Consider the following 25,629-nt stretch of genomic DNA (forward strand, 5'->3'; position numbering starts at 1 on the left):
CGGTGGAATCGGGATGAAGAGGAGTTGGGGCCCGGCCTCAGGCCCCTGGTCGCAGGCCCCGGCCCTCTCCCGGCTCCCCTCTCCCGACTCCCGACTCCCGGCTCCCGGCTCCCGGCTCCCGGCTCCCGGCTCCCGGCTCCCGGCTCCCGGCTCAGCGTCCCACCGCGTACCCCTGCATCCCCCGTGGGTTCGCCGCCGCCGACAGGACTCCCGTCCCCGGGTCCCGGGCGACGGCGCACAGCCGGCCCTCGGACCACGGGTCGGCGACGGTCACGTCGTGGCCGCGTCCGCGGAGGTCCTCGACCACGGGCCGCGGCATGCGGGACTCCACGGTCAGGCTGCCCGGCCGCATGCCGCGGGGGTAGAAGGAGCCCGGGAAGGCGTCGGTGTGCCAGTTCGGGGCGTCGATCGCGCCCTGGAGGTCCAGGCCGCCACGCACCCGCGCGCGCAGGACCACGGCCAGGAAGAAGTGCAGCTGCCACTGGTCCTGCTGGTCTCCGCCCGGGGTGCCGAAGGCCAGGACCGGGACGCCGTCGCGCAGCGCGATCGAGGGCGTGAGGGTGGTGCGGGGGCGGCGGCCGGGGGTGAGGGAGTTCGGCAGGCCCTCCTCCAGCCAGGTCATCTGCAGCCGGGTGCCGAGCGGGAAGCCCAGTTCGGGCACGACCGGGTTGGACTGGAGCCAGCCGCCGCTGGGCGTGGCGGCGACCATGTTGCCCCAGCGGTCGACGACGTCGAGGTGGCAGGTGTCGCCGCGGGTGGCCCCGTCCGCGGCGGTGTCGGGCTCCCCCGGCACCGGCGGGGCCGGGCGCTTCGCGACGGTCGGCTCGCCGGCGCCCGCGGGACCGGCCCCGGGCTCGTCCGTGGTCACCACGCGCGCGTGGGCGCTCAGCCGGGGCTCGCGTCCGCCGGGGCGGCCCGGCCGCAGCTCGTACGACGCCCTGTCGCCGACCAGCGCGCGCCGGCCGGCGTTGTACGGGGCCGAGAGCAGCTCGTCCAGCGGGACCTCGGCCGCGTCGCCGTACCAGGCCTCGCGGTCGGCCATGGCGAGTTTGCAGCCCTCCACGAGGAGGTGGACGTAGTCGGCGGAGCCGTGGGCGGGCAGCTCCGCCGGGAGGAGGGCGAGTTGCTGGAGGAAGGCCGGGCCCTGGCTCCAGGGGCCCGCCTTGCAGACGGTCCAGCCGTTCCAGTCGTACGTCACCGGCGCCTCGTAGGCCGCGGACCAGCCGGCCAGGTCGGCGGCCGTGAGCGTGCCGGCGTGGTGCCCGCCGCTGGTGTCCAGGGTGGGGCGTCCGGCCTGCCGGACGAGGGCCTCGGCGATGAACCCGCTCCGCCAGACCTCCCGCGCGGCGTCGATGCGGGCCGTCCGCTCCCCGGCGCCGGCCGTCTCGGCGAGCAGCCGCTTCCAGGTGGCGGCGAGCGCGGGGTTGCGCAGCAGCCGGCCGGGGCGGGGCGCCCGGCCGCCGGGCAGGTAGACCTCCGCGGAGGACGTCCACTCGGTCTCGAACAGTTCGCGTACGGTCTCGACGGTCGCGCCGACGTTCTCCACGGGCGCGTGCCCGTGCTCGGCGTAGCCGACGGCGTACTTCAGGACGTCGTCGAGGGACTTGGTGCCGTGGTCGCGGAGCAGGAGCATCCAGGCGTCGAAGGCGCCGGGCACGGCCGCCGCGAGGGGGCCCGTGCCGGGGACGAGGTCCAGACCGAGACCCCGGTAGTGGGCGACGGTCGCGCCGGCCGGGGCGGTGCCCTGCCCGCACAGCACCCGCACCTCGCCGCCCGCGGGGGCGAGCAGGATCGGCACCTCCCCGGCGGGACCGTTGAGGTGGGGTTCGACGACGTGCAGCACGAAGGCACCGGCCACGGCGGCGTCGTAGGCGTTGCCGCCGTCCTCCAGGACGGCCATCGCCGACTGGGAGGCCAGCCAGTGGGTGGAGGACACCATGCCGAAGGTGCCCTGGAGGGTGGGACGGGTGGTGAACGGCACTTCTCACCTCTTCGTCGACGCGGCCACCGGTGGACCGGCGCCCGGATGCTACCCCCGGTCCTCGCGGCCGCGACGGACGGCGTGTTCCGGCCGGCCGGTTTCCGCCCCCGCCCGCCCGGACGAAGGAGTCCGACGGTCCCGACGACGTGCGGAAGACCGTCCTCGGCAGCCGTCGGTCGGCAACGGCTGCGAGGCCGGCGCGGCCCTGTCGGCCGGGACCGCGGGCTCGGTCCGGGGATCGCCGCGCGCTCCCGGCCGGGAGGGCCGTACCGCCCGGCGTGGCGGAAATCCTCCCCTCCGCTGTCACCGCGCCACCACGGAGCGAGTTCGCACTTCCTCCCCACAGGGAGTCGTGTGAAACTGACGTCCCCGTCCGCGTCGTGGACCTCGTCCGCGCCGTCCCCACGAAAGCGCGCCGTGCGTTCTCTCCCCCTGCCGCTCGCCCTCACCGCGCGACTGACTCCGGTGATCGTGCTCGCCTGCGCGGGCTGGGCGCTGTCGTCCGGTCCGCTCGACTCCGGGAAGGAGACCGCGGCCGAGGACGCGCGGAAGTCCCGCTCCGAGTCCTCGGAGTCGTCCGAGTCGTCCGCCCCGTCCTCGACGGCGGTCACGAAGACGTACGGCGCCGCTCCCCCGCCCTGCGCGAGTGTGGCCGCCAAGACGGTGAGTTCGCTGGTGCCGGCCGCGAAGACGGCGGGCAAGGAGATCCCGTCGACGGACACCTCCCTGCGCCGCACCTGCTCCTGGAACGCGCTCAAGGGCTACGACTACCGCTGGCTGGACGTCTCCTTCGAGTTGCTGGAGTCCGACGAGTCCGCCGCGACGTCGTACGAGGACCGCACCACGGAGAAGAACGGCGGCGGGGCCGTTCCGGGGCTCGGGGACGAGGGCTACTCGGTGGTGAACCTGACCACGGAGGACAAGCAGCAGACCCGTGAGGGCACCGTCATCGCGCGGGTGGCGAACGCGCTCGTCGTCGTCACCTACAACGGCAGCGACTTCGAGTCGAAGAAGGCTCCGAGCACGGACGAGATCAACAAGGGCGCGATCAAGGCGGCGAAGGAGGCGGTCGCCTCGCTGAAGGCCGCCGCGGTGAACTGAGTCCTGGCCGGAACTGAGCCCCGGCCGGAACAGGGCGCTGGAGGGTCCCCACCCGCCGGCCGCCCCGCCCACCGTTCCTGACGCGTCACGCGTCACGCGTTCTGCGTCGCACACCACGCACGCCTCACGCGGTGGTCCTCTCCCGTCCCCTCGACAGCATCAGCACCACGTAGAGCGCCATCGAGGTGCCCAGGCCCACGGCCCAGCCGTAGTCCGCCAGTGGTTCCAGTGCCGGGACGGGCCGCCCGTCGACGAGCGGCTCGAAGCTCGCGCCGCCGACGGCGAGGACACCGCCCACCGCGAAGGCCACGACGGCCCGCCAGTTCCAGCCGGCGTCGTACCAGTACCGGCCTCCGGTGCGGTAGAGGTCGGTCAGGTCGAGCTTGCCGCGGCGCAGGATCCAGTAGTCGGCGATGAGGATGCCGGCGACCGTGCCGAGCAGCCCGCCGACCAGGCCGAGCCAGGTGAAGATGTAGCCCTGCGGGTCGGAGTACAGCTTCCACGGGAAGATCAGCACACCGAGCACGCAGGTGGCGAGCGCTCCGGTGCGGAAACTGATCCTGCGGGGCGCGATGTTGGAGAAGTCGAAGGCCGGCGAGACCAGGTTGGCCGCGATGTTCACGGACAGCGTCGCCACCAGCACGGTCACCAGCGCGAACAGCAGGCCCACGGCGTTGTCCGTCCTGGCGGCGAGCTGTACCGGGTCCCAGACGGTCTCGCCGTACACGGCCTGCGAACCGGAGGTGACCATCACCGACAGCAGGGCGAAGAGGGTCATGGTCGTGGGCAGGCCGAGGGCCTGCCCCCAGGTCTGCGCCTTCTGCGACTTGCCGTAGCGGGTGAAGTCGGGGATGTTCAGCGACAGCGTCGACCAGAAGCCGATCATGCCCATGAGGGACGGCCAGAAGAGCTTCCAGAAGTCGCCGCCCCAGCCGAGCTTGGAGGGCTGGTCGAGCAGCGGGCCGAAACCACCGGCCTTGTCGCTCATCCAGACCAGCATCACGAGCGCGCCGACGAGGACGAAGGGCGCGGCCCAGTTCTCGAAGCGGCGGATAGTCTCCATGCCCCGGTAGATGATCGCGACCTGGAGCGCCCAGAAGATCGTGAACGACAGCCACATCGTCCAGGGGTGGCCGCCGAACGCCCCGGCCTCGCTCCAGCCGTTGCCGATCAGCTTTCCGGCCAGGAAGTAGATCGCCTCGCCGCCGATCCAGGTCTGGATGCCGAACCAGCCGCACGCCACCAACGCCCTGACGACGGCGGGGAGGTTGGCGCCGCGGATGCCGAAGGAGGCGCGGGCGAAGACCGGGAAGGGGATGCCGTACTTCGGTCCCGCGTGCCCGGTGAGCAGCATCGGCACCAGCACGATCAGGTTGGCGAGGGCGATGGTGAGCACCGCCTGTTTCCAGTCCATGCCGACGGCGATCAGGCCGGAGGCGAGGGTCCACGAGGCCGTGTTGTGGGCCATGCCGATCCACAGCGCGGAGAAGTTGTACGTGGTCCAGGTGCGCTTCTCGACGGGGACCGGCAGCAGGTCCTCGTTGGCGTAGGGGCCGCTGGGCGGCGGCGAACCAGGGGCGATCTCCACCCGGCCGTCGGCGAGGGTGACTTGGGAGGTCGGCGGTATGGCCGTGGGAGCGGTGTCGGTCATGGGCAGGCCAATCGAACGAGGTGGGACGGGAGAGGCCGTGCGGGCGGTACCGAGGGGGGTGCGCGGGAAGGCGCCCTGGGCCCCCTCCCCTGGACGGTGGGAAGGGGGAGTTCTGAGGGGAGTCGGCGGACCGGCGACCGGGTCGGCGTCCTTCAGCCGTCGGCGGTGGGTCAGCCTTAGGCGGCAGGTCAGCCGTTGACGGCGGGGATCACCCGGGAGCCGTAGGCGTCGATGGTGGCCTCCTGCGCGTCGTGCATGTCGTAGACCGCGAACTGGTCGACACCCAGCTCCCGCAGCGCGTTCAGCTTCTCGACGTGCTTGTCCACCGGGCCGACGACGCAGAAGCGGTCGACGATCTCGTCGGGCACGAACCGGGTGTCGGGGTTGTCGGCGCGACCGTGGTGCGAGTAGTCGTAGCCCTCCCGGGCCTTGATGTAGTCGGTGAGTTCGTCGGGTACGGCGGCGGAGTGCTCGCCGTACTTGGAGACCAGGTCGGCCACGTGGTTGCCGACCATCCCGCCGAACCAGCGGCACTGCTCGCGGGCGTGGGCGAGCGCCTCGGGCGAGTCGTCCTCGGTGACGTACGCCGGAGCGGCGACGCAGACCTTCACCTCGGCCGGGTCGCGGCCGGCGGCGACGGCGGCGTCCTTCACCGCCTTGACCATGTACTCGGTGAGGTACAGGTCGGCGAGCTGGAGGATGAAGCCGTCGGCCTCCTCGCCGGTCATCTTCAGCGCCTTGGGACCGTACGCGGCCATCCAGACGGGGAGTTCGGCGCCGGGCCTGATCCACGGGAACCTGATCACCGTGCCGCCGAGGTCGGCCTCGTCGCCGCGGCCGAGGGCACGGATGACCTTCATGGCCTCGCTGATGCGGGCGAGGGTGTTGGGCTTGCGGCCCGCGACGCGCATCGCGGAGTCACCGCGGCCGATGCCGCACACCGTGCGGTTGCCGAACATGTCGTTGAGGGTGGCGAAGGTGGAGGCGGTGACCTCCCAGGCGCGGGTGCCCGGGTTGGTGACCATCGGGCCGACCGTCAACGTGCTGGTGTTGGCCAGGATCTGACTGTAGATCACGAACGGCTCCTGCCAGAGCACGGCCGAGTCGAAGGTCCACCCGTGGGTGAAGCCGTTGCGCTCGGCCCGCTGCATCAGGCTGATCACCTTCGAGGCGGGCGGGTCGGTCTGCAGGACGAGTCCGAAGTCCATGGCACCACTCCTAGTTGAGGTACTGACAGGTGGAGCGCGGGGTGTAGGCGCCGTGACCGGCGCGACCGGTGTACTCCCGCTCGGTGATGACGGGCTCGCCCCGCGAGAGGACCGTCTCGACGCGGCCGGTGATCCGCTTGCCCTCGTACGCCGAGTAGTCGACGTTCATGTGGTGGGTCCCGGCGGAGACGGTCTGCTCCGCGTGCGGGTCGTAGATCACGACGTCCGCGTCGGCGCCCGGGGCGATGGTGCCCTTCTTCGGGTACATGCCGAACATGCGCGCCGGGGTGGCGCAGGCGATCTCGATCCAGCGGCGGCGCGAGATGTGTCCGTCGACGACGGCCTGGTGGAGCAGGTCCATGCGGTTCTCGACGCCCGGCAGACCGTTGGGGATCCTGGAGAAGTCTCCCCGGCCCAGCTCCTTCTGGCCCACGAAGCAGAAGGGGCAGTGGTCCGTCGACACCACCTGGAGGTCGTTGGTGCGCAGTCCCTGCCACAGCTTGGCCTGGTGCTCCCTGGGGCGCAGGGGCGTGCTGCACACGTACTTGGCGCCCTCGAAGCCGGGTTCGGCGAGGTTGTCGGTGGACAGGAACAGGTACTGCGGGCAGGTCTCGCCGAAGACGTTCAGCCCCTCGTCGCGCGCCCGGGCCAGTTCCGCGACCGCTTCCATCGCCGACACGTGCACCACGTAGAGGGGGGCGCCGGCGACCTGCGCGAGCTTGATGGCCCGGTGGGTCGCCTCGGCCTCCAGCAGCGCCTTGCGCACCTCGCCGTGGTGGCGGGGGTCGGTCTCGCCGCGGGCGAGGGCCTGCTCGACCAGGACGTCGATGGCGATGCCGTTCTCCGCGTGCATCATGATCAGGCCGCCGTTCTCGGCGGAGCGCTGCATGGCGCGCAGGATCTGGCCGTCGTCGCTGTAGAAGACGCCCGGATACGCCATGAACTGCTTGAAGGAGGTCACGCCCTCCTCCACCAGCAGGTCCATCTCCTTGAGCGTGTCCTGGTTCACGTCGGAGACGATCATGTGGAAGGCGTAGTCGATCGCGCAGTTGCCCTCGGCCTTGGCGTGCCAGGCGTCCAGGCCCTCGCGCAGGGTGCGGCCGACGCTCTGCACGGCGAAGTCGACGATCGTCGTGGTGCCGCCCCAGGCGGCCGCGCGGGTGCCGGTCTCGAAGGTGTCGGAGGCGAAGGTGCCGCCGAACGGCAGCTCCATGTGGGTGTGGGCGTCGACCCCGCCCGGGATGACGTACTTCCCGGTGGCGTCGATGACCTCCCCCCACCCTTCGGGCGGGGGTGCCCCCATCCCGCTTCGCTCTGCCGTCCAGGCCCCGGCGGCCGGGGTGCCGGAGGAGGCGAGGGCGGCGATACGGCCGTCCTCGATCAGGACGTCGGCGTGGATCTCGTCGGACGCGGTGATGACGAGACCGCCGCGGATGATTTTCCGGCTGCTCATATTCCGTCTCCGGAGCGGTAGTTGGTCGTCTGCGGGTCGCCTGCGGTTGCTGTGGGTCGCCTGCGGGTCGCCTGTGGTGGATTACGCGGTTCCCCGCGCCCCGCGCCCCTCGGCCGGCGGGGCGCGGGGAACCGCCCGTGTCAGGGGGCGGTCAGCGGGCCGTACGCCTCCGGGCGGCGGTCCCGGTAGAACTGCCAGCGGTCGCGGACCTCGCGCAGCTTGGCCATGTCCAGGTCGCGGACGACGAGTTCGCTCTCCTTGTCGCTCGCCACCTCGCCGACGAACTGCGCCTCCGGGTCCACGAAGTACGAGGTCCCGTAGAAGTCGTTGTCGCCCAGTTCCTCGACGCCGACCCGGTTGATCGCGCCGACGAAGTACTCGTTGGCGACGGCCGCCGCCGGCTGCTCCAGCTGCCACAGGTAGGCGGACAGGCCGCGCGAGGTGGCGGACGGGTTGAAGACGATCTCGGCGCCCTCCAGGCCCAGGGCGCGCCAGCCCTCGGGGAAGTGGCGGTCGTAGCAGATGTACACGCCGATCCTGCCCACGGCGGTGTCGAAGACCGGCCAGCCGACGTTGCCGGGACGGAAGTAGAACTTCTCCCAGAAGCCCTTCACCTGCGGGATGTGGTGCTTGCGGTACTTGCCGAGGTACGAGCCGTCGGCGTCGATCACCGCGGCGGTGTTGTAGAGGACGCCGGGCTGTTCCTCCTCGTACATCGGCAGCACCAGGACGATGCCGTGCTCGCGGGCCAGGGCCCGGAACCGCTCGACGATCGGCCCGTCGGGAATCCGCTCGGCGTACTCGTAGAACGCCGGGTCCTGGACCTGGCAGAAGTACGGCCCGTAGAACAGCTCCTGGAAACAAAGGACTTGGGCACCCTGGGCGGCCGCGTCGCGCACCGCCTGCTCGTGCACCCGGATCATCGACTCCTTGTCGCCGGTCCACGCGGTCTGGAAGACGGCGGCTCGGACCACTTGGCTCATCGGGACCTCCGGTCGCTCGGTGTGCGAGGAGCCTAGGAAGTCCGAAAGCGGGCTTTGAGGTGCACCGTGTCACGTCCGGGGGCATCCGGCGTGCCACGGTGTCACGACCTCGTCGGCGCATGTTTCACCTCCGTTCTCCCAGGTCGTCGCATGTTTCACTGCTGTTGCGCGCCGGGCGGGCCGGCCTTTCCCCCTCTGTGGTGCGCCGCGCCGTCCGGGCCGTCCGCGGACGGCGGCGGGCCGACCGCTCGGGCTCGGCTCATGCCTGTTGCGCGTCGTGCGCGAGGAGGGCGATGTGCACCGACGCGGCCTGCTCGAAGTCGTCGAGGTCCGCGCCGAGCCGTGCCTGGATCGCCTCCAGCCGCCGGTACAGCGCGGGCCGTGACACGTGGTGGAGCTGGGCGGTGCGGGACTTGTTGCGGCCGGTGGCGAGGTAGGTGCGCAGGACGGCGAGCAGATCGTCACCGGCCGCGCACAGCAGCCCGTCCAGTTCCCGTTCGGCGAAGGCCTGCACGTGCGGGTCGTCCCGCAACAGCCGTATCAGGCCCCGCAGATGAACGTCCTTGAGGCGGACGACGGCCGGCAGCTCGAGGAAGGCGGAGGAGTCCGCGACGGCGTCGGCGACGTGCCGGGCCTCGCGCAGCCCGGCGGGTACGTCGTCCCAGACGATGCGGGGGGCCGCGGCGGCCACGACGGTGCCGCTCTCCCCGGACTCGGTGCGCAGCCGGGCCGCGAAGTGCGCGGTGAGCGACTCGGCGTCCTGGTCCCGGGCCAGGCTGAGCAGGACGGCGGTGGCGCCGTCGGCGAGTTCGGCGACCAGTCCGGCCATGCCCAGCAGGCGCAGCAGCCGCTCGAGTTGGGCACGGTCGCCGTCGCGGACGACCAGCGGGACGAAGGTGCGCCGGTTGACCGGCAGTCCGGCGGCCCGCGCCCGGGGCAGCAGCTGGCGGGCCGCAACGACGCCGGAGACCAGGTCGGTGAGGAGGCCCTGCGCGGACTGCTCCTCCCAGGAGTGGGCGGAGGAGCCGCCGAGCATGCGGTGCAGGACGAGGGCCTCGGCGGCCCGGTCGGCGAGCAGCCGTCCGCCGGCGGTGTCGCCGCGGTAGCCGCAGAGCATGATCTGGCCCCAGCGTTCGCCGCGTCCGCCCAGTTCGGCGCGGATCCAGCCGTCGCCCTCGGTGCCGCCGGCCTGCCGGGCGATGCGTTCCCAGTCGCGCAGCACGTCGTCGACCGCGGACCGCTCCCCCGCGGTGGCCAGGACCCGGTGGGCGAGGTTGGTGACGACGACGGGACAGCCGGTGTGGTGGGCGATCTCGTCGAGCAGGTGCTGCAGCGGCGCACCGGCGGTGATGAGTGCGGTGAGCGCGGTACGTACGGCCTCGGAGAGGCTGACGGCGGCGAACTTCCGCCGTACCAGCCGCGCCTGGACCTCCTCGGTGAGTTCCGCGAAGGGGAAGGGCCGGTGCAGGACGACCATGGGCAGTCCGCACCGTTCGGCGGCGCGCCGCATCATGTCCGGCGCGGCGGGGAAGGCCCGCCCGAGGCCGAGGACGACGGCGGCGGCCTCCGCCCGGTGCAGTGAGCGGATGTACTCGGCCTGCGCGTTCTCGTCACCGGCGAGCAGCACTCCGGTGGTGAGGACCATCTCGCCGCCGCTGAGCATCACGCCGACGTCGGCGGCCTCGGCGACGTGCACCCAGCGCACGGGCCGGTCGAGCTGGGCCGCGCCGGCCACCACCTCGGGCTCCCCGGCCAGCACGCGTTCCAGCGACAGGACCTGACGGACCGACAGGGCGGGTTCCAGGGGCTCGACGGGCCCCGGGTACTCCCGGATGGTGGTGGTCATGGCGTGGTTCCCTTGGCTCAGGCGCCGCTGTGTGCGCTCGGGCGGTGCCGGTGCGTCAGGCACTGCCGGGTGCGCTCGGACACGGCGGTGCGACCGTTCGGGCGCTGCGGTGCGACCGCTCGGACACTGCGGTGCGACCACTCGGGCGCTACCGCGTGCTTCTCAGCGCGCTGTCGAGGATCGCGGCGCCCTCCTCGGCCTCCGCGACGGTCAGGGACAGGGGCGGGGCGATGCGCAGGGCGCTGGTGCTGTGGCCGCCACCCTTGCCGATCAGCAGGCCCCCGGCGCGGGCGGCCTCCAGGACGGCGGCGGCCCGGTCGGGGTCGGCCCGGTCGGTGCCGGGCTCGGTCAGCTCGATCCCGATCATCAGCCCGCGCCCGCGCACCTCGCGCACGCCCGGGTCCTGGGCGACGGCGGCCCGCAGCCGTTCGATGAGCAGTCCGCCGACCCGCCGGGCGTTGCCCTGGAGGTCGTGCTCCAGCAGGTGGGTGAGGTTGGCGAGGCCTGCGGCCATGGTGACCTGGGTGCCGCCGAAGGTGGAGATGCTGTTGGCGTCGAGGCAGTTCATGATCTCGGAGCGGGCGATCACCCCGCCGACGGACATGCCGTTGCCGATGCCCTTGGCGAAGGTCACGATGTCGGGCGGGCCGTTGCGGTCGTGTGCCTGCCAGCCCCAGAAGTGGTCGCCGGTACGGCCCCAGCCGGTCTGCACCTCGTCGGCGATCCACAGGATCCCGTGTGCGTCCAGCACTTCCCGGAACGCCGCGTACAGTCCGTCGGGCGGGGAGGTGAAGCCGCCGACGCCCTGGACCGGCTCGGCGATCAGGGCGGCGGGCGGCCGGGTGTGGCCGAGCAGGTCCTTCAGGTCCTCGACGCAGGCCGCGATGAAGGCGGCGTCGTCGAGCGCGGCGTACGGGCCGCGGGTGCGCACGCCTCCGTGGACGTACAGCGTCTGGAGCGGGGACAGTGAGGTGGGCGACCAGCCGCGGTTGCCGGTGATGCCGACGGCGCTGAAGGAGCGGCCGTGGTAGCTGTTGCGCATCGCCAGGACCGTGTTGCTGCGCCGGTGGGTGGTGGCGAGCAGCAGGGCGGTGTCGTTGGCTTCGGTGCCGGAGGTGGTGAAGAAGACGCGGGCGTCCGGGATGCCGCTCAGCCGGGCGACGCGCTCGGCGAGTTCGACCATCGGGCGGTTGAGGTAGAGCGTGGAGGAGTGGATGATCCGTCCGGCCTGCTCGCTCACCGCCTTGGTGACCTCGGGCAGCGCGTGCGCGGTCATGGTCGTGAGGATGCCGCCGAAGAAGTCGAGGTACCTGTTCCCCTCGGCGTCCCACACGTGGCGGCCCTCGCCGTGGGTGATCTCCAGCGGCCGGTCGTGGTAGAGCGCGAGCCAGTCCGGCAGTACCCGGCGGTGGCGGGCGTGGAGGTCGTCGTTCACGGCTTCACCAGTCCTTCGTAGGCGTCGGGGCGGCGGTCGCGGTAGAAGGCCCACGTCTGCCGCACCTCGTCGATCAGGCCGAGGTCGAGGTCGCGGACGAGGAGTTCCTCGTCCTTGTCGCCGGCGGTCCCGCCGACGAACTGTCCGCGCGGGTCGACGAAGTAGGAGGTGCCGTAGAAGTCGTTGTCGCCGTACTCCTCGACGCCGACCCGGTTGATGGCGGCGACGAAGTACTCGTTGGCCACGGCGGCCGCGGGCTGTTCGAGCTGCCAGAGGTGGGCGGAGAGCCCCCGGTGGGTGGCGGACGGGTTGTAGACCAGCTGGGCGCCGCCCAGGCCGAGCTGGCGCCAGCCCTCGGGGAAGTGGCGGTCGTAGCAGATGTACACGCCGACCTTGCCGACGGCGGTGTCGAAGACCGGCCAGCCGACGTTGCCCGGCCTGAAGTAGTACTTCTCCCAGAAGCCCTTCACCTGCGGGATGTGGTGCTTGCGGTACTTGCCGAGGTAGGTGCCGTCGGCGTCGATCACGGCCGCGGTGTTGTAGTAGAAGCCGGACTGCTCGATCTCGAAGACCGGGGCGACGACCACCATGCCCGTCTCGCGGGCCAGCTCCCGCATGCGACGCACGGTCGGCCCGTCGGGCACCGGCTCGGCCCAGCGGTAGTGCTCCGGCTCCTGGACCTGGCAGAAGTAGGGGGCGTTGAAGACTTCCTGGAAACCGATGATCCGCGCGCCCTGCCGGGCCGCCTCGCGGGCGTGCTCCTCGTGTTTCGCCACCATGGACTCGGTGTCGCCGGTCCAGGTGGCCTGGACCAGGGCGGCACGTACGACGTTGGCCATGAGCTGCTCCTTCGACGGAAGACGTCAGAGCCCTCTACGCCCGTAGACACGGGCTGTAGAGGGACGAACGTAAGCCTCCGGGACGGGCTTGCCAAGACCATCGTCGTTAACCCGCGGAGTCGATCGCGTTTCACACTCCAGTGGGTCACTCACGGGGCGTACGGCGTACCGGCGGGGCCGCTGCTCAGGTCGTGAAGCCGGCGACCCGCAGGGCGTGCACCAGGTCCCAGTGCCGCTCGTCCGACACGCCGCGGGCGGCCTCCAGCAGCAGCGGAACCAGGAGCTGCGGGTCGGGGGCGGCACTGCGGGCCGCCTCCTCGGGGGTGCGGACGCGGACGTAGGCGTCCAGCAGCGCGTCCACCTCGCGGCGGCGGCCCTCGGCCGCCAGGGCGGCGACGGCCTCTCCGATCTCGCCGGCCGGACGGGCGACGCCCTGCCGCAGGATCTGCTCGCCGTCGGCCGTGCGGCCCGCCTCGACCAGGGCGTCCGCCGCGGCGACGAGCCGGTCGGCGGGCAGCGAGGCCGCCTCCCACAGCAGGGTCGTCCAGTCGGCGGTGAGCCCGGACCGCTGGAGGCCCTCGGCGAGCAGCGGGATGCGGGCGGCGGGCCAGTACGCCAGCTCGACGAGCAGCACGTGCGCCTCGCCGCTGCGGACCTCGGCGCGGAGCCGGATCAGCCGTTCCACCGCCTCGGCGGTCTCCCTGCGGGCCGTCGCGTCCACCGGCCCGGGCGACGGCTCGGGCCGGTGCTGCGGTTCCTCCGCGGCGGCCCCGGCGAACCGGGCACCGCGCGGGGTGCGGCGGGTGCGCGGCGCGGGCGCCGGCGACGGTGCCCCGGCGGCGGGGGTACGGCGACGGGGCCGGCCGCCTCCTCGGCCATCCCGGCGAACCGCGCACCGCCCCGGCGGCGCCCCCGCCGTCGGGGGACGGAGGCGGGGGCGGCGTCGTCCGGGGCGGGCTCGCGGGCGACCGGTTCGGCGCGTCCCCGCTCCTGGACGGACGGTGCCTCGTGGACGGGCGGTGCCTCGTGGGAGTCGGCGCCGGCGTCCTCCGGGCCGCGGGCGGCGAAAGCGTCCGGGGCCGGCTCGGGGTGCGGAGATGCCGGGGAGTGCGGGAGCCGGGAGCCCTCGGCCCGGCCGCCACCGCCACCACCGGCACCGCCCCCACCGCGTCGGTCGACGTCGGCCATACGGCGGCGGAGTTCGGCGCAGCGGGCGGTGGCCCGTTCGTGGTCGTCGTGGGCCCAGGCGAGGTCGAGGCGGACGGCCTCGGCCTCCTCGCGGGTGGTCGCGGCGGCGAGGAGGCGGCCCAGCTCGGCCTGCCGGTCGGCGGCGTGGCGCTGTTCGCGGAGCATGACGTCGAGCCGGTCCCGGAGGGCGTCGCGGGCCCCGGGGCGGGCGTCCTGAGCGGCGAGGGCTGCGAGGTGCAGGGGCCGGGCCCGTTCCGCCTCCCGGGCTGCGGCGGGGGTGCCGTAGCGCGCGGCGAGGTCCTGGAGGAGTGCCTCCACGACGTCCCAGGGCGGCACCTCACGGCCGTCGAGGCAGGCACGCATACCGTCCGGGTCGCGCTGCCAGAAGACCGCGCACCAGCCGGAGCCCTGGTCCAGGCGCGCCAGCAGTCCGGCCAGGTGGTTCGCGAACTCCCTCAGTTGCCCTGGGAGTTGATCCAAAGTCATCGCTCAGCTCCCGCCCGACCGGAACACTCCGGTCCGTAGGGAACACCATGCGTGTTACAGCGCGGCTACGGGGAGTTTTCGGAGAAGACGCGGCGATCTCCCGCCGCGCCGCCGACCGGTGACGGCCGACCGTCAGCCGACTGTCAGCCGTCAGCCGTCGACAGTCGACGGCTGACGCAGCGCTTCCCGTACACCGGGCAACCGCTCAGGCGACCCGCCCGACCCGGCCGACCGTGTCCGCCGCGTCCCCCGCATCGGCCGCGCCCACCCGCGGGACCGCCACCAGCGCGCACCGCGCCGCCAGTTCGTCCATGGACAGGCCGAGCGCACGGGCGAGGGCGGCGACGGTGAAGAAGGCCGGAGTCGGTGCCCGGCCGGTCTCGATCTTGCGGAGCGTCTCGGCGGAGATGCCGGCGCCCGCGGCGATCACGGCCATGCTGCGACCGCCCCGGGCCTCTCGGAGCAGTGCGCCGAGTCGCTCGCCTCGTTCGCGCTCTTCGGGGGTCAGCGGGGTGCGTACCATGCGGCCATTCTAATACCGGTATCGCGATGGGAGGGGTGGGGCGCCGGACGCACGAGGCCCCCGCCACCCCCGACGGCCGGCCCCTGCGCACCGGTGACGGCTCCCGGGCCGCCCACCCGGAACACGCGGCGGCGATCACGGAGACGGGGCCGCGCGTCCCGGCCGAACGGCAACCGGACCCGCCCCCCACCCCGAAGCCGCCCCGAAGCCGTCTCGCGCCACTCCGAAGCCGTCCCCGAGCCGCCCCGACCCCGCCCCAGGGGGTCCTCGGACCGGGACCCTCGGACCGGGCGAAGGACGATGCCGGACATGCCGCCCCAAAGGGAACGTGTCATCGTGGTGTAGCCCGGCACGGACAGAAAACTCGTCGGCACCGGCAACGCAGTCGATGGAAACGGAACGCCATGACCAGCGGCTACATCGGCCCGGAGGGGGATCCCTTCGGTGAATTCCTGGCCCGCTTCTTCGGCGGGCCCCGCCCCGGTCCCCGCCAGATCAACATCGGCCAGCTCCTCAGCCAGCCGGCCAGGGAACTGGTCCGCGGCGCGGCCCAGTACGCCGCCGAGCACGGCAGCCGCGATCTGGACACCGAGCACCTGTTGCGCGCCGCCCTCACGGCGGAGCCGACGCGCAGTCTGCTCAGCCGCGCCGGGGCGGACCCCGACTCCCTCGCGACGGAGATCGACGAGCGCTCGGGCCCCGTGCAGCACCCGCCGGGCGAGGTGCCGCCGCCCACCTCGCTGTCGCTGACGCCGGCCGCCAAGCGGGCCCTGCTGGACGCCCACGACCTGGCGCGCTCGCGCGGTGCCGGCTACATCGGCCCCGAGCACGTGCTGAGCGCGCTCGCCGCGAACCCGGACTCCGCGGCCGGGCACATCCTCAACGCGGCCCGCTTCGCGCCGTCCGCCGTCCCGTCCGAGTCCTCGGACGCCATGCCCGCGCAGTCCCGCCAGGAACGGCAGCGGCCCACGTCCACGCCCACCCTGGACAAGTACGGCCGGGATCTCACCGACCTGGCGAGCCAGGGCCGTATAGACCCCGTGATCGGCCGGGACGACGAGATCGAGCAGACGATCGAGGTGCTCTCCCGGCGCGGCAAGAACAACCCCGTGCTGATCGGCGACGCGGGGGTCGGCAAGACCGCCATCGTGGAGGGGCTCGCCCAGCGCATCGCGGACGGTGACGTGCCGGACGTGCTGGCCGACCGCCGGGTCGTCGCCCTGGACCTGACCGGCGTGGTGGCCGGCACCCGTTACCGGGGCGACTTCGAGGAGCGCCTCAACGCCATCGTGAACGAGATCCGCGAGCACTCCGACCAGCTCATCGTGTTCATCGACGAGTTGCACACGGTCGTGGGTGCGGGCGGTGGCGGCGAGTCCGGCTCGATGGACGCGGGCAACATCCTCAAGCCGGCCCTGGCCCGCGGCGAGCTGCACATCGTGGGCGCGACGACGCTGGAGGAGTACCGGCGGATCGAGAAGGACGCGGCGCTGGCCCGCCGTTTCCAGCCGATCCTGGTGCCGGAGCCGTCGGTCGCGGACGCGATCGAGATCCTGCGTGGTCTGCGCGACCGGTACGAGGCCCATCACCAGGTCCGCTACACCGACGAGGCGCTGGTGGCGGCCGTGGAGCTGTCCGACCGCTACCTCACCGACCGGCGGCTGCCCGACAAGGCCATCGACCTCATCGACCAGGCGGGCGCCCGGGTGCGCCTCGGGGCCCGCAGGAAGGGCACGGACGTGCGCGCCATGGAGCGCGAGGTCGAACAGCTCACCCGTGACAAGGATCAGGCGGCGGCCGACGAGCAGTACGAGCAGGCCACCCGGCTGCGGGACCGCATCGTCGAGTTGAAGCAGCGGATGGCGGACGCGGCCGGGGGCGGCGAGGTCGACGAGGGCCAGCACCTGGAGGTCACCACCGAGGCCGTCGCCGAGGTCGTCTCCCGGCAGACCGGCATCCCCGTCGCCAGCCTCACCCAGGAGGAGAAGGACCGGCTGCTCGGTCTGGAGCAGCATCTGCACGAGCGGGTCATCGGCCAGGAGGAGGCCGTACGGGTCGTGTCGGACGCGGTGCTGCGCTCGCGTGCCGGGCTGTCGAGCCCGGACCGGCCCATCGGCAGTTTCCTGTTCCTCGGCCCGACCGGCGTCGGCAAGACCGAACTGGCCCGCGCGCTCGCCGAGGCGCTGTTCGGCAGCGAGGAGCGGATGATCCGCCTGGACATGAGCGAGTACCAGGAGCGGCACACCGTGAGCCGTCTGGTGGGCGCCCCGCCCGGTTACGTCGGCCACGAGGAGGCGGGCCAGCTGACCGAGGCGGTGCGCCGGCACCCGTACGCGCTGCTGCTGCTCGACGAGGTGGAGAAGGCCCATCCGGACGTCTTCAACATCCTGCTCCAGGTCCTCGACGACGGGCGGCTGACCGACGCCCAGGGCCGTACGGTCGACTTCACCAACACGGTGATCGTGATGACCAGCAACCTGGGTTCGGAGGTGATCACGCGGCGCGGCGCCGGCATCGGTTTCGGGGCCGGCGGTGCGGAGGCCGACGAGGAGACGCGCCGGGAGCAGGTCATGCGCCCGCTGCGCGAGCACTTCCGGCCGGAGTTCCTCAACCGCATCGACGAGATAGTCGTCTTCCGACAGCTCAGCACCGACCAACTGCGGCGGATCACCGACCTGTTGCTGGAGGGGACCCGCCGGCTGGCGCACTCGCAGGGCATCACCGTGCGGTTCTCCGACGCCGCCGTCGACTGGCTCGCCGAGCGCGGGCACCAGCCCGAGTACGGCGCCCGCCCGCTGCGCCGCACCATCCAGCGCGAGGTCGACAACCGGTTGTCGCGGCTGCTGCTCGACGGGCGGGTCCGGGAGGGCGCCTCCGTGACGGTCGACGTCGAGGACGGGCGGCTCGCGTTCCGTACGGCCCTCGACGAGCCGCCCGCTCCCGACCGGTGAGGCCGCCGGCCTCGAGAGGGCCGGCGTGCGGCGCGGTGCCGTCGGCGTCCTACGGCGCCGGCAGCACCACCTGCGCCGAGCCGCCGCCCCGCCGCACGGTCTCGGCCGCCGCCAGCCACTTGCCGTTCGGCAGCCGCTGCACGCCGGTCGTGGCGCCGATCTCCGGGTTGAGCCTGAACGAGTGCCCGATGGCCTGCAGCCGGCCGGCGAGGTCGCTGCCGTAGAGGCCGGGTTCGAGTTCCGTCTGGGCGGCGTTGCGCTGGCTGGCGCGGGGTGCCGCGATGGCGTCCACGAGCGGGAGCCCGCGGTCGAGGAACCCGGTGAGGGTCTGGAGCACGGTGGTGATGATGGTCGCGCCGCCGGGCGAACCGAGGGCCACCACCGGCCGGTGGTGCCGGTCGAGGACGATGGTCGGCGAGATCGACGAGCGCGGCCGCTTGCCCGGACCGGGCAGGTTCGGGTCGTGCACGGCCGGGTTGGCCGGGGCGAAGGAGAAGTCCGTCAGCTCGTTGTTGAGGAGGAAACCGCGGCCGGGGACGGTGATGCCGCTGCCGCCGGTCTGCTCGATGGTGAGCGTGTAGGAGACGACGTTCCCCCACTTGTCGGCGACCGTCAGGTGGGTGGTGTTCTCGCCCTCGTACGTCGTCGGCGCCGCCGTGCCGACGCCGGCGCAGCCCGCCGGGTGGCGCGGGTCACCCGGCGCGAGAGGGCTGGTCAGCACCGCGTCGTCCTTGATCAGGCACTCTCGCGAGTCGGCGTACCGCTGCGACAGCAGTTCCGCGGTCGGTACGTCCTCGAAGGCGGGGTCGCCCACCCAGCGCCCGCGGTCGGCGAAGGCGATGCGGCTGGCCTCGATGAACCGGTGCAGGTACCGGTCCTGGCTCGCCGCGGACAGGTCGGTGCGCTCCAGGATGTTGAGCGCCTCCCCGACGGTCGTGCCGCCGGAGGAGGAGGGTGCGATGGAGTACACGCCGAGGCCGCGGTAGGTGGTTCGACTGGGCGCCTGGAGCTTGGCGCGGTAGGCGGCGAGGTCCTTCGCGGACAGCTCGCCGGGCCGGGCGTTCCAGCCCGAGGCCGGGTCCACGGGCGGCTTGTTGACGGTGTCGACGATGTCCTCGGCGATGTCGCCCCGGTAGAGGGCGCCGGCCCCCTTGCGCCCCAGCTCGGCGTAGGTGCGGGCGAGATCGGGGTTCTTGAAGGTGGAGCCGACGACCGGGAGTTGCCCGCCGGGCAGGAACAGCTCGGCGGTGTCGGGGAAGTGGCGGAAGCGGGTCTCGTTGGCGGCGGTCTGGCTGCGGAAGGTGGCGTCGACGGTGAAGCCGTCGCGGGCCAGGCGCTCGGCGGGCTTCAGCAGTGTGCCGAGTTTCCTGCTGCCCCACCGGTCGAGGGCCGTCGCCCAGGTGGCGGGCGTGCCCGGGGTGCCGACGGCGAGGCCGCTGCTGACGGCGTCGGCGAAGGCGAGGGGTTTGCCGTTCTCGAGAAACAGGTTCGCGTCGGCGGTGAGCGGCGCGGTCTCGCGGCCGTCGATGGTGCGCACCGTACGGGACTTGGCGTCGTAGTAGACGAAGTAACCGCCTCCGCCGATACCGGCGGAGTAGGGCTCGGTGACGCCGAGGGCGGCGGCGGTGGCGACGGCCGCGTCGACCGCGTTGCCGCCCTTGCGCAGCACCTCGATGCCGGCCGCGGAGGCGTCCGTGTCGACACTGGCCACGGCGCCGCCGTAGCCCACGGCGACGGGTACCTTCTCGACCGGTGCCTTCTCGGCGGCCGGCTTTCCGGCGGCGGGCTTTCCGGCGGCGGGTGGCGCCGCCGCCCCCACCGAGACCACGGCGGCCGAAACCGCCAGGACCGACAGTTTCCGCGCGGCCGACAGTTTCCGCGCGACAGAGCGACGCATCCGTACCTCCAGTCCGGGAACGTCCGCGCAGCGTAACCACAACACCGGTGCCCCGACAGCCCTCTTCCGGGCCGTGTCGTACGACTGCCACACATCGAACACGGGTACGTTCCGGCCATGGGACCCCACTACTATGCGCGCCCATGAATGACGACGTGCGCAACATCGTTCTGGGCGTGGTCGCGGCCGGCATCAGTGCCGCGCTCGGCTGGGTGGCCCGCACCTACCTCTGGCGGCGGAAACTGCGGCGCAAACAGGCCTTCTTCGGGCTGCCGGACAACTCGGAGTGCCTGCTCGTCGTCAACCGCGACCCGGCCAGCTCGGAGCCGGCGGTCCACCGCTTCGACGTCTTCGCGCTCCTGGAGCTGTCCGCGCTGGTCAAGGACTGCGGCGCCAACGTCCAGGTGGTCACGCAGGACACGGCCCAGCAGGGCTTCGGGGAGCGCACCGAGTTCTGCGTCGGCGGCCCCGCCTCCAACCGGCGCATGCTGGCGCACATGTCGGCCATGCTGCCCGGCGTGCGGGTCAACGTCGACGCCGAACCGGGCCCGGACCGGGGCGCGTTCCAGATCGGCACCGAACGCCACCGCATGGAGGCCGGCGTCACCGAGTACGTACTGCTGGCCAGGCTCACCGCCGCCCAACGCCGTGACGCGCGGCCGGTGTTCCTCTTCTGCGGCCAGCGCGCCATCACCAACCAGGCCGCGACCCGCTACCTGGCCCGCCACCACGAGCGCCTGCACCGCAAGCACGGGAACAACTCCTTCGTGCTGCTGCTGAAGGTCGTCAACTCCCAGGCGTACGGCCCCGACGTGGTGGAACTGGTCGCCGACGTGACGCGGGCGGCCCAGACGCCGCTGCCCGCGCAGCCCGCCTCCTCCCGCACCTCGCACCGCGCGTCCTGAGCCCCGCCGCCGGCAAGCCGTTCGGCGCGGACCGGAGCCGTCGTCCACGGCGTACGACGTCCAGGCGGGGCACCGGCCGGCGGTGGGACGCCGACGCGGTCGACCCGCTCCCCGACGAGCACAACCCGTCCGGCGCGCGGCTGACCTTCTCCTCGCCGGCGAACGACCCGTCGTACGTGTCGATTCCGCTGTGCGAACAGTGATCTCCGGCCGGCGCCGGGCGGGTATGGCTCCTTGAGTGCTGCCCCTACGGCCCGGACGAACGACCCATCCTAGACGAGGGCCGCCGGGGGGTCGTGGCGGGCGTGCACGGTCCTGGGGCCTGCCGTTTGGATCATGCCGGGGTCGCGGGCCCTGGCACCGCCCCTCGCCGCGTTGCCGTCGGTCGCCAGGGCTCCGGCCCGACTCCCTCCTCCGCCCTGCGAGGCACGGCACCGGACCCCGCTCCCCGATCCGGCCCGATCCAAACGAAAGACCCTAGTGCTTGAGGATCTTGGAGAGGAAGTCCTTGGCCCGGTCGCTGCGCGGATCGGTGAAGAACTCCTCCGGGCTGCGGTCCTCGACGATGCGGCCGTCGGCCATGAACACCACCCGGTTCGCGGCCGATCGCGCGAAGCCCATCTCGTGGGTGACGACGACCATCGTCATGCCGTCCCGGGCGAGCTGCCGCATGACCTCCAGCACCTCGTTGATCATCTCCGGGTCCAGGGCGGAGGTCGGCTCGTCGAACAGCAGCGCCTTGGGCTCCATGGCGAGGGCCCGGGCGATCGCCACCCGCTGCTGCTGGCCACCGGAGAGCTGTGCGGGGTACTTGTCGGCCTGATCGGCCACACCGACCCGGTCGAGCAGGACACGGGCTTTCTCCTCGGCCTTCGCCTTGTCGGCCTTGCGGACCTTGATCTGGCCCAATGTCACGTTCTGCAGCACGGTCTTGTGCGCGAACAGGTTGAACGACTGGAAGACCATGCCGACGTCGGCACGCAACCGCGCCAGTTCCCTCCCCTCCGTCGGCAACGGTCTGCCGTCCAGCAGGATCGTGCCGGACTGGATGGGCTCCAGCCGGTTGATCGCCCGGCAGAGCGTCGACTTGCCCGACCCCGACGGGCCGATGACCACGACCACCTCCCCCTTGCCGACCGTGAGGTCGATGTCCTGGAGGACATGCAGCTCCCCGAAGTACTTGTTGACGTCACGCAGCTCGATCAACGGATCGACGGCCATGCGCAGCCCTACTCACTCTCGGCTGTCCCGTGCTGCCGCAAACTATCCAGACAAAACGGACCTACAGACACGACACGCACCTTTCGGGCATTAGCCGTATTTAAGCCCCGCCGCAGACCTCCGCCCGCACCCCGCCGCACGCCCACGCCTCGCGCCTCAGACCTCCGCCACCTCGCCGTAGTGCTGGGACAGCTCCGGGACGCCGTTCACGGCCCATTCCTGTCCGGCGGTCACCACGTCGAACTCCCGGCCCGACGCGAGCCGTACGACGGGCTGGCCGCCGGGCCAGACCTCCCAGGCGGCGCCGGGGACGGTGCGCACGATGACCGTGCCGAGGTAGAGGCCCGCGTCGTTGCCCAGCCAGGGCAGGACCTCCTCGTCGTCGCGCCAGCGCGGCAGCAGCTGGTCGAGCGCCTCCAACGAGGCCGGGGTGTCGTCGAGCCGGATGCCCTCCCGCTCCGCCAGGGTGCGCAGCAGCTCGCACTCGGAGAGGAGTTCGGCGACCCCTTCGGGGTCCGAGGCCGTCAGCGTCGCCTCGGCGTGCTTCTTGCGCCTGCTGCCCAGGAAAGGGATGTACATACGCCCAGCGTGACATTCGCACCGGCGTGCGCACCACAGGCGCGCGGACGGCCGCGGAGGGCCGCGCGTGGGCCGCGCGTGGGCCGCGCGTGGGCGGGCCCCCTCCCCCGCCCACGCGGTGGAGCGACCGGCTCGCGGCACTTTCACGACCGTCGCGACGCCCTGACGCACGGGGGGGGGGAGGCGTTACGGGGGGGGCGGTACGGGCGGAGGGAGTCGCCACGTCAGGACGGGGTCGGTACGTGCGCCGGCTGTCGCACGGGGCTCCCGGGCCGGCCCGCCCCTCCCGCTCGCCGACCGGCCCCGCGCGCGGGTCTACACGTCGAGGTCGACGACGACCGGCGCGTGGTCCGAGGCGCCCTTGCCCTTGCGCTCCTCGCGGTCGACGTAGGAGTCCTTCACGGCCTTGGCGAAGGGCGCGTTGCCGTAGACCAGGTCGATGCGCATGCCGCGGTTCTTGGGGAAGCCGAGCTGGCGGTAGTCCCAGTAGGTGAACGGGTGGTCGTACTTCAGGGGGCGCGGGACGACGTCGGAGAGGCCCGTCGCGCGCAGGGAGGCGAGGGCGGCGCGCTCGGCGGGGGTGACGTGGGTGGAGCCCTCGAAGGCGGCCACGTCGAACACGTCGTCGTCGGTCGGCGCCACGTTGTAGTCGCCCAGCACGGCGAAGGGGCGGCTGCCTGCCGCGTCGCCGGCGACGGCGGCCCTGAGGGCCTCGAACCACTGGAGCTTGTAGGCGTAGTGCGGGTGGTCCACCTCCCGGCCGTTGGGGACGTAGACCGACCAGACGCGGACCGGACCGCAGGTCGCGGAGACCGCGCGGGGCTCGGCGGCGCCCTCGTACCCCGGATCGCCGGGCAGGCCCTTGACCACGTCCTCGAGGCCGACCCGGGAGACCACCGCCACGCCGTTCCACCGCCCGGTGGCGTTGACCGCCGCCTCGTAGCCCAGCTCGCGCAGCTGGTCGAACGGGAACTGCGCCTCGGCGACCTTGGCCTCCTGGAGGCAGAGCACGTCGGTGCCGCTGCTCTCCAGCCAGGCCAGGAGCCTCGGCAGGCGGGCGGTGATCGAGTTCACGTTCCAGGTCGCGATACGCATGAACGACAACTTACCCGCAGGGTCCGACAACGCCGTGGCTCAGATCCGCGCCGACGCTCCCGACGCCAGCCGCTGGTGGTCCGCGCCGCCGAGATTGCCCAGGTGGGTGTCGTAGATCGGGCGGGCGAGGTCGGTGAGGAGGGCGTCGTGGATGTCGTAGACCCGCAGCGGCCTCACCTCCCTGACGTACTCGATCACCTCGGCGATCTTGTTCCAGGGGGCCATGACCGGGGCGAGGAGGGTCTCCACCGGGTGGTCGGGGACGGTGAGCGCGTCGCCGGGGTGGAAGACGCGGCCGCCGTCGATCAGGAAGCCGACGTTGGTGACGCGCGGCAGGTCCGGGTGGATCACGGCGTGCAGTTCGCCGTGGACCTGGACGTCGAAGCCCGCCGCGGTGAAGGCGTCCCCGTGACCGACGGTGTGGACGCGTCCCGGGAAGGCGCTCGCGATCTTCTCCGCGACCGACTCGAGGGTCCAGATCTCGGCGGCCGGGTCGGCCTCCAGGGCCGCCCGCAGCCGCTCCTCGCTGAAGTGGTCGGGGTGCTCGTGCGTGACGAGGATCGCGTCCGCGCCGAGCGCGGCGTCCGCCTCGGTGAACCCGCCCGGGTCGATGACGAGGGTGCGGCCGTCCTTCTCCAGGCGGACGCAGGCGTGCGACTTCTTCGTGAGCTTCATGGGAGCCGGGGGCGTCATGGTGGTCTCGGGAGTCCTGGGCGTCTCGGGGGTGGTGGGCGTCATGGGTCCATCCTGCCGCCGTCGGGCGGCCGGCTCACTCGGTGGGCGTCGTCTCGTCCCGGATGACCTGCTGCGCCACGCGGAACGCGCTGTTCGCGGCGGGTACGCCGCAGTAGACCGCCGTCTGGAGCAGCACCTCCTTGATCTCGTCAGGGGTGAGGCCGTTGCGCAGGGCGGCACGGGTGTGGGCAGCCAGCTCGTCGAGGTGCCCGCCGGCCACCAGTGCGGTCAGGGTGACGCAGGAGCGCGAGCGCCGGTCGAGGCCGGGGCGGTCCCAGATCTCGCCCCAGGAGTAACGGGTGACCAGCTCCTGGAAGTCACCCGAGAAGTCGTCGGCCTGCGCCAGCGCCCGGTCCACGTGGGCGTCTCCGAGTACCTCTCGCCGCACCTTCAGCCCGGCGTCGTAGGGGTCGGGGCGGCCCATGGCCTGCGAGGGCACGACCACGGGGGCGGGCGCGATCTCGGCGATCGGCGCGGCCTGCGGCGGCACGGGCTGCACCGGCCTGAGGGAGACGCCGGGGACGGCGGTCTGGCCCGTGCTGTTCTCGTACGCCGGCTGCCAGGCGGTGGAGAAGTGCCGGACCAGCAGGTCCGTGACGGCGGCGGGCTGTTCGACCGGCACCAGGTGGGAGGCGCCGGGGACGACGGCGAGACGGGCGTCCGGGATGCCCGCGACGAGTGTGCGGGCCTCGGCGGGGCCGGTGACCTGGTCGTCCGAGCCGACGAGGACCAGCGTCGGCACGCCGACCATGCCGAGTTCGGCCCGCACGTCGAAGGAGGCGAGCGCCTCGCAGGCCGCGATGTAGCAGCCGGGGTCGGTGGTGCGCACCATCTGTACGGCCCACTCGGTGATCGCGGGCTGGGCGGCGGCGAAGCCGCTGGTGAACCAGCGGTCGGGCGAGGTGCGGGCGATGGGGTCGAGACCGTTGGTCCGCACGATCACCCCTCGCTGCCGGAACTCGTCCGCCGTGCCGAACCGCGGCGAGGCCGCGATCAGCGCGAGCGAGGCGACCCGCTCGGGGCGACGCAGCGCCAGCTCCACACCGACCGCGCCGCCGAGCGCACAACCCGCGTAGCCGAAGCGCTGCACGCCGAGCGCGTCGAGCGTGGCGAGCAGCCGCTCGGCGAGGTCGCCGACCGACCCCGCCGGATAGGCCGGCGCCCCGCCGTGACCGGGCAGGTCGAACCGGAAGATCCGCCACTGCTGGGCCAGTTCGGGAACCTGCCGGTCCCACATGTGCCATGTGGTGCCCAGTGAGGGACCCAGGATCAGGACCGGGGCCTCTTCCGGCCCGTCAAAGCGGTATTGCAGGGTGTTCGGTGGTGTCTCACTCACGCCCCAGACCTTCTCACGTATCACGAAATCCCACACGGCCGGTCCCGGTCCGACGGCTCTCGTCCCTCTCCCCACGACAGACCGGCGCTGCCGGCCGGGGCAGCGCAACCCGGCGCCCGCCCGGTGCGACAACCGGGCCGGCAGCCTGCCCGTCGTCGGCCACCGCGCCCGTGTCCCGGTCGACACCGGACGACGGGGAGTCCCACCGTCCTCGCC

18 protein-coding genes and 2 pseudogenes are annotated in these 25,629 nt (G+C 72.7%); 4 read left to right on the top strand and 16 right to left on the bottom strand.

Annotated features, from left to right (window positions below):
- Positions 1 to 151: 151 nt before the first annotated feature.
- The gene (locus ACGFQC_RS16340) at positions 152 to 1,939 is read right to left on the bottom strand and encodes a gamma-glutamyltransferase (RefSeq protein ID WP_363088858.1); all 1,788 of its coding nucleotides are present in this window, start codon (positions 1,937 to 1,939) and stop codon (positions 152 to 154) included.
- Positions 1,940 to 2,398: 459 nt separating this feature from the next.
- On the opposite strand from ACGFQC_RS16340, the gene ACGFQC_RS16345 reads away from it, so the two are divergent.
- Positions 2,399 to 3,082 (top strand): hypothetical protein, encoded by a 684-nt coding sequence (locus ACGFQC_RS16345; RefSeq protein ID WP_363088682.1) that lies wholly within the window; start codon positions 2,399 to 2,401, stop codon positions 3,080 to 3,082.
- Between the two features lie 124 nt (positions 3,083 to 3,206).
- Here ACGFQC_RS16345 and ACGFQC_RS16350 read toward each other — a convergent pair whose 3' ends face one another.
- From ACGFQC_RS16350 to ACGFQC_RS16390, 9 genes and pseudogenes are all read right to left on the bottom strand, one after another.
- Positions 3,207 to 4,733: an NCS1 family nucleobase:cation symporter-1 gene (locus ACGFQC_RS16350; protein WP_363088681.1), complete on the bottom strand. Its 1,527-nt coding sequence runs from the start codon at positions 4,731 to 4,733 to the stop codon at positions 3,207 to 3,209.
- A 188-nt stretch (positions 4,734 to 4,921) separates the two neighbouring features.
- Positions 4,922 to 5,941, bottom strand: coding sequence for a TIGR03842 family LLM class F420-dependent oxidoreductase (locus tag ACGFQC_RS16355; protein WP_363088680.1), 1,020 nt, complete (start codon positions 5,939 to 5,941; stop codon positions 4,922 to 4,924).
- Between the two features lie 10 nt (positions 5,942 to 5,951).
- The gene (hydA, locus tag ACGFQC_RS16360) at positions 5,952 to 7,394 is read right to left on the bottom strand and encodes a dihydropyrimidinase (RefSeq protein ID WP_363088679.1); all 1,443 of its coding nucleotides are present in this window, start codon (positions 7,392 to 7,394) and stop codon (positions 5,952 to 5,954) included.
- 140 nt (positions 7,395 to 7,534) lie between these two features.
- Positions 7,535 to 8,377, bottom strand: coding sequence for a nitrilase-related carbon-nitrogen hydrolase (locus ACGFQC_RS16365; RefSeq protein WP_363088678.1), 843 nt, complete (start codon positions 8,375 to 8,377; stop codon positions 7,535 to 7,537).
- 259 nt (positions 8,378 to 8,636) lie between these two features.
- Entirely contained in the window at positions 8,637 to 10,223 is a 1,587-nt protein-coding gene (locus ACGFQC_RS16370) for a PucR family transcriptional regulator (protein WP_363088677.1), read from the bottom strand.
- Positions 10,224 to 10,371: 148 nt separating this feature from the next.
- The gene (locus ACGFQC_RS16375; RefSeq protein WP_363088676.1) at positions 10,372 to 11,658 is read right to left on the bottom strand and encodes an aspartate aminotransferase family protein; all 1,287 of its coding nucleotides are present in this window, start codon (positions 11,656 to 11,658) and stop codon (positions 10,372 to 10,374) included.
- Positions 11,655 to 12,497 (bottom strand): nitrilase-related carbon-nitrogen hydrolase, encoded by an 843-nt coding sequence (locus ACGFQC_RS16380; protein ID WP_363088675.1) that lies wholly within the window; start codon positions 12,495 to 12,497, stop codon positions 11,655 to 11,657. Before ACGFQC_RS16380 ends, ACGFQC_RS16375 begins: the two co-directional genes overlap by 4 nt.
- Positions 12,498 to 12,681: 184 nt before the next feature.
- A pseudogene (locus tag ACGFQC_RS16385) lies at positions 12,682 to 14,171 on the bottom strand (hypothetical protein).
- Between the two features lie 205 nt (positions 14,172 to 14,376).
- Positions 14,377 to 14,694, bottom strand: coding sequence for a helix-turn-helix transcriptional regulator (locus ACGFQC_RS16390; RefSeq protein ID WP_363088674.1), 318 nt, complete (start codon positions 14,692 to 14,694; stop codon positions 14,377 to 14,379).
- A gap of 404 nt (positions 14,695 to 15,098) precedes the next feature.
- On the opposite strand from ACGFQC_RS16390, the gene ACGFQC_RS16395 reads away from it, so the two are divergent.
- Positions 15,099 to 17,645 (top strand): ATP-dependent Clp protease ATP-binding subunit, encoded by a 2,547-nt coding sequence (locus ACGFQC_RS16395; protein WP_363088673.1) that lies wholly within the window; start codon positions 15,099 to 15,101, stop codon positions 17,643 to 17,645.
- Between the two features lie 49 nt (positions 17,646 to 17,694).
- Here ACGFQC_RS16395 and ggt read toward each other — a convergent pair whose 3' ends face one another.
- The gene (ggt, locus tag ACGFQC_RS16400) at positions 17,695 to 19,542 is read right to left on the bottom strand and encodes a gamma-glutamyltransferase (RefSeq protein ID WP_363088672.1); all 1,848 of its coding nucleotides are present in this window, start codon (positions 19,540 to 19,542) and stop codon (positions 17,695 to 17,697) included.
- A 143-nt stretch (positions 19,543 to 19,685) separates the two neighbouring features.
- On the opposite strand from ggt, the gene ACGFQC_RS16405 reads away from it, so the two are divergent.
- Positions 19,686 to 20,447: a hypothetical protein gene (locus ACGFQC_RS16405; RefSeq protein WP_363088671.1), complete on the top strand. Its 762-nt coding sequence runs from the start codon at positions 19,686 to 19,688 to the stop codon at positions 20,445 to 20,447.
- Positions 20,448 to 20,458: 11 nt separating this feature from the next.
- Positions 20,459 to 20,650: pseudogene (locus ACGFQC_RS16410) on the top strand (acyl esterase); the annotation flags it as partial.
- Between the two features lie 274 nt (positions 20,651 to 20,924).
- Here ACGFQC_RS16410 and ACGFQC_RS16415 read toward each other — a convergent pair.
- The 5 genes from ACGFQC_RS16415 to pcaC form a co-directional block, all read right to left on the bottom strand.
- On the bottom strand, positions 20,925 to 21,668 hold the full coding sequence (locus tag ACGFQC_RS16415; protein ID WP_363088670.1) for an amino acid ABC transporter ATP-binding protein: 744 nt from the start codon (positions 21,666 to 21,668) through the stop codon (positions 20,925 to 20,927).
- A 156-nt stretch (positions 21,669 to 21,824) separates the two neighbouring features.
- The gene (locus ACGFQC_RS16420) at positions 21,825 to 22,247 is read right to left on the bottom strand and encodes a DUF6278 family protein (protein ID WP_363088669.1); all 423 of its coding nucleotides are present in this window, start codon (positions 22,245 to 22,247) and stop codon (positions 21,825 to 21,827) included.
- A gap of 315 nt (positions 22,248 to 22,562) precedes the next feature.
- Positions 22,563 to 23,342, bottom strand: coding sequence for an exodeoxyribonuclease III (locus ACGFQC_RS16425; RefSeq protein WP_363088668.1), 780 nt, complete (start codon positions 23,340 to 23,342; stop codon positions 22,563 to 22,565).
- Positions 23,343 to 23,381: 39 nt separating this feature from the next.
- On the bottom strand, positions 23,382 to 24,017 hold the full coding sequence (locus tag ACGFQC_RS16430) for an MBL fold metallo-hydrolase (RefSeq protein WP_363088857.1): 636 nt from the start codon (positions 24,015 to 24,017) through the stop codon (positions 23,382 to 23,384).
- Positions 24,018 to 24,111: 94 nt separating this feature from the next.
- The gene (gene pcaC / locus ACGFQC_RS16435; RefSeq protein ID WP_363088667.1) at positions 24,112 to 25,413 is read right to left on the bottom strand and encodes a 4-carboxymuconolactone decarboxylase; all 1,302 of its coding nucleotides are present in this window, start codon (positions 25,411 to 25,413) and stop codon (positions 24,112 to 24,114) included.
- Positions 25,414 to 25,629: the final 216 nt, after the last annotated feature.

The sequence above is a fragment of the Streptomyces sp. NPDC048734 genome (assembly GCF_043198675.1).
Classification (GTDB): domain Bacteria; phylum Actinomycetota; class Actinomycetes; order Streptomycetales; family Streptomycetaceae; genus Streptomyces.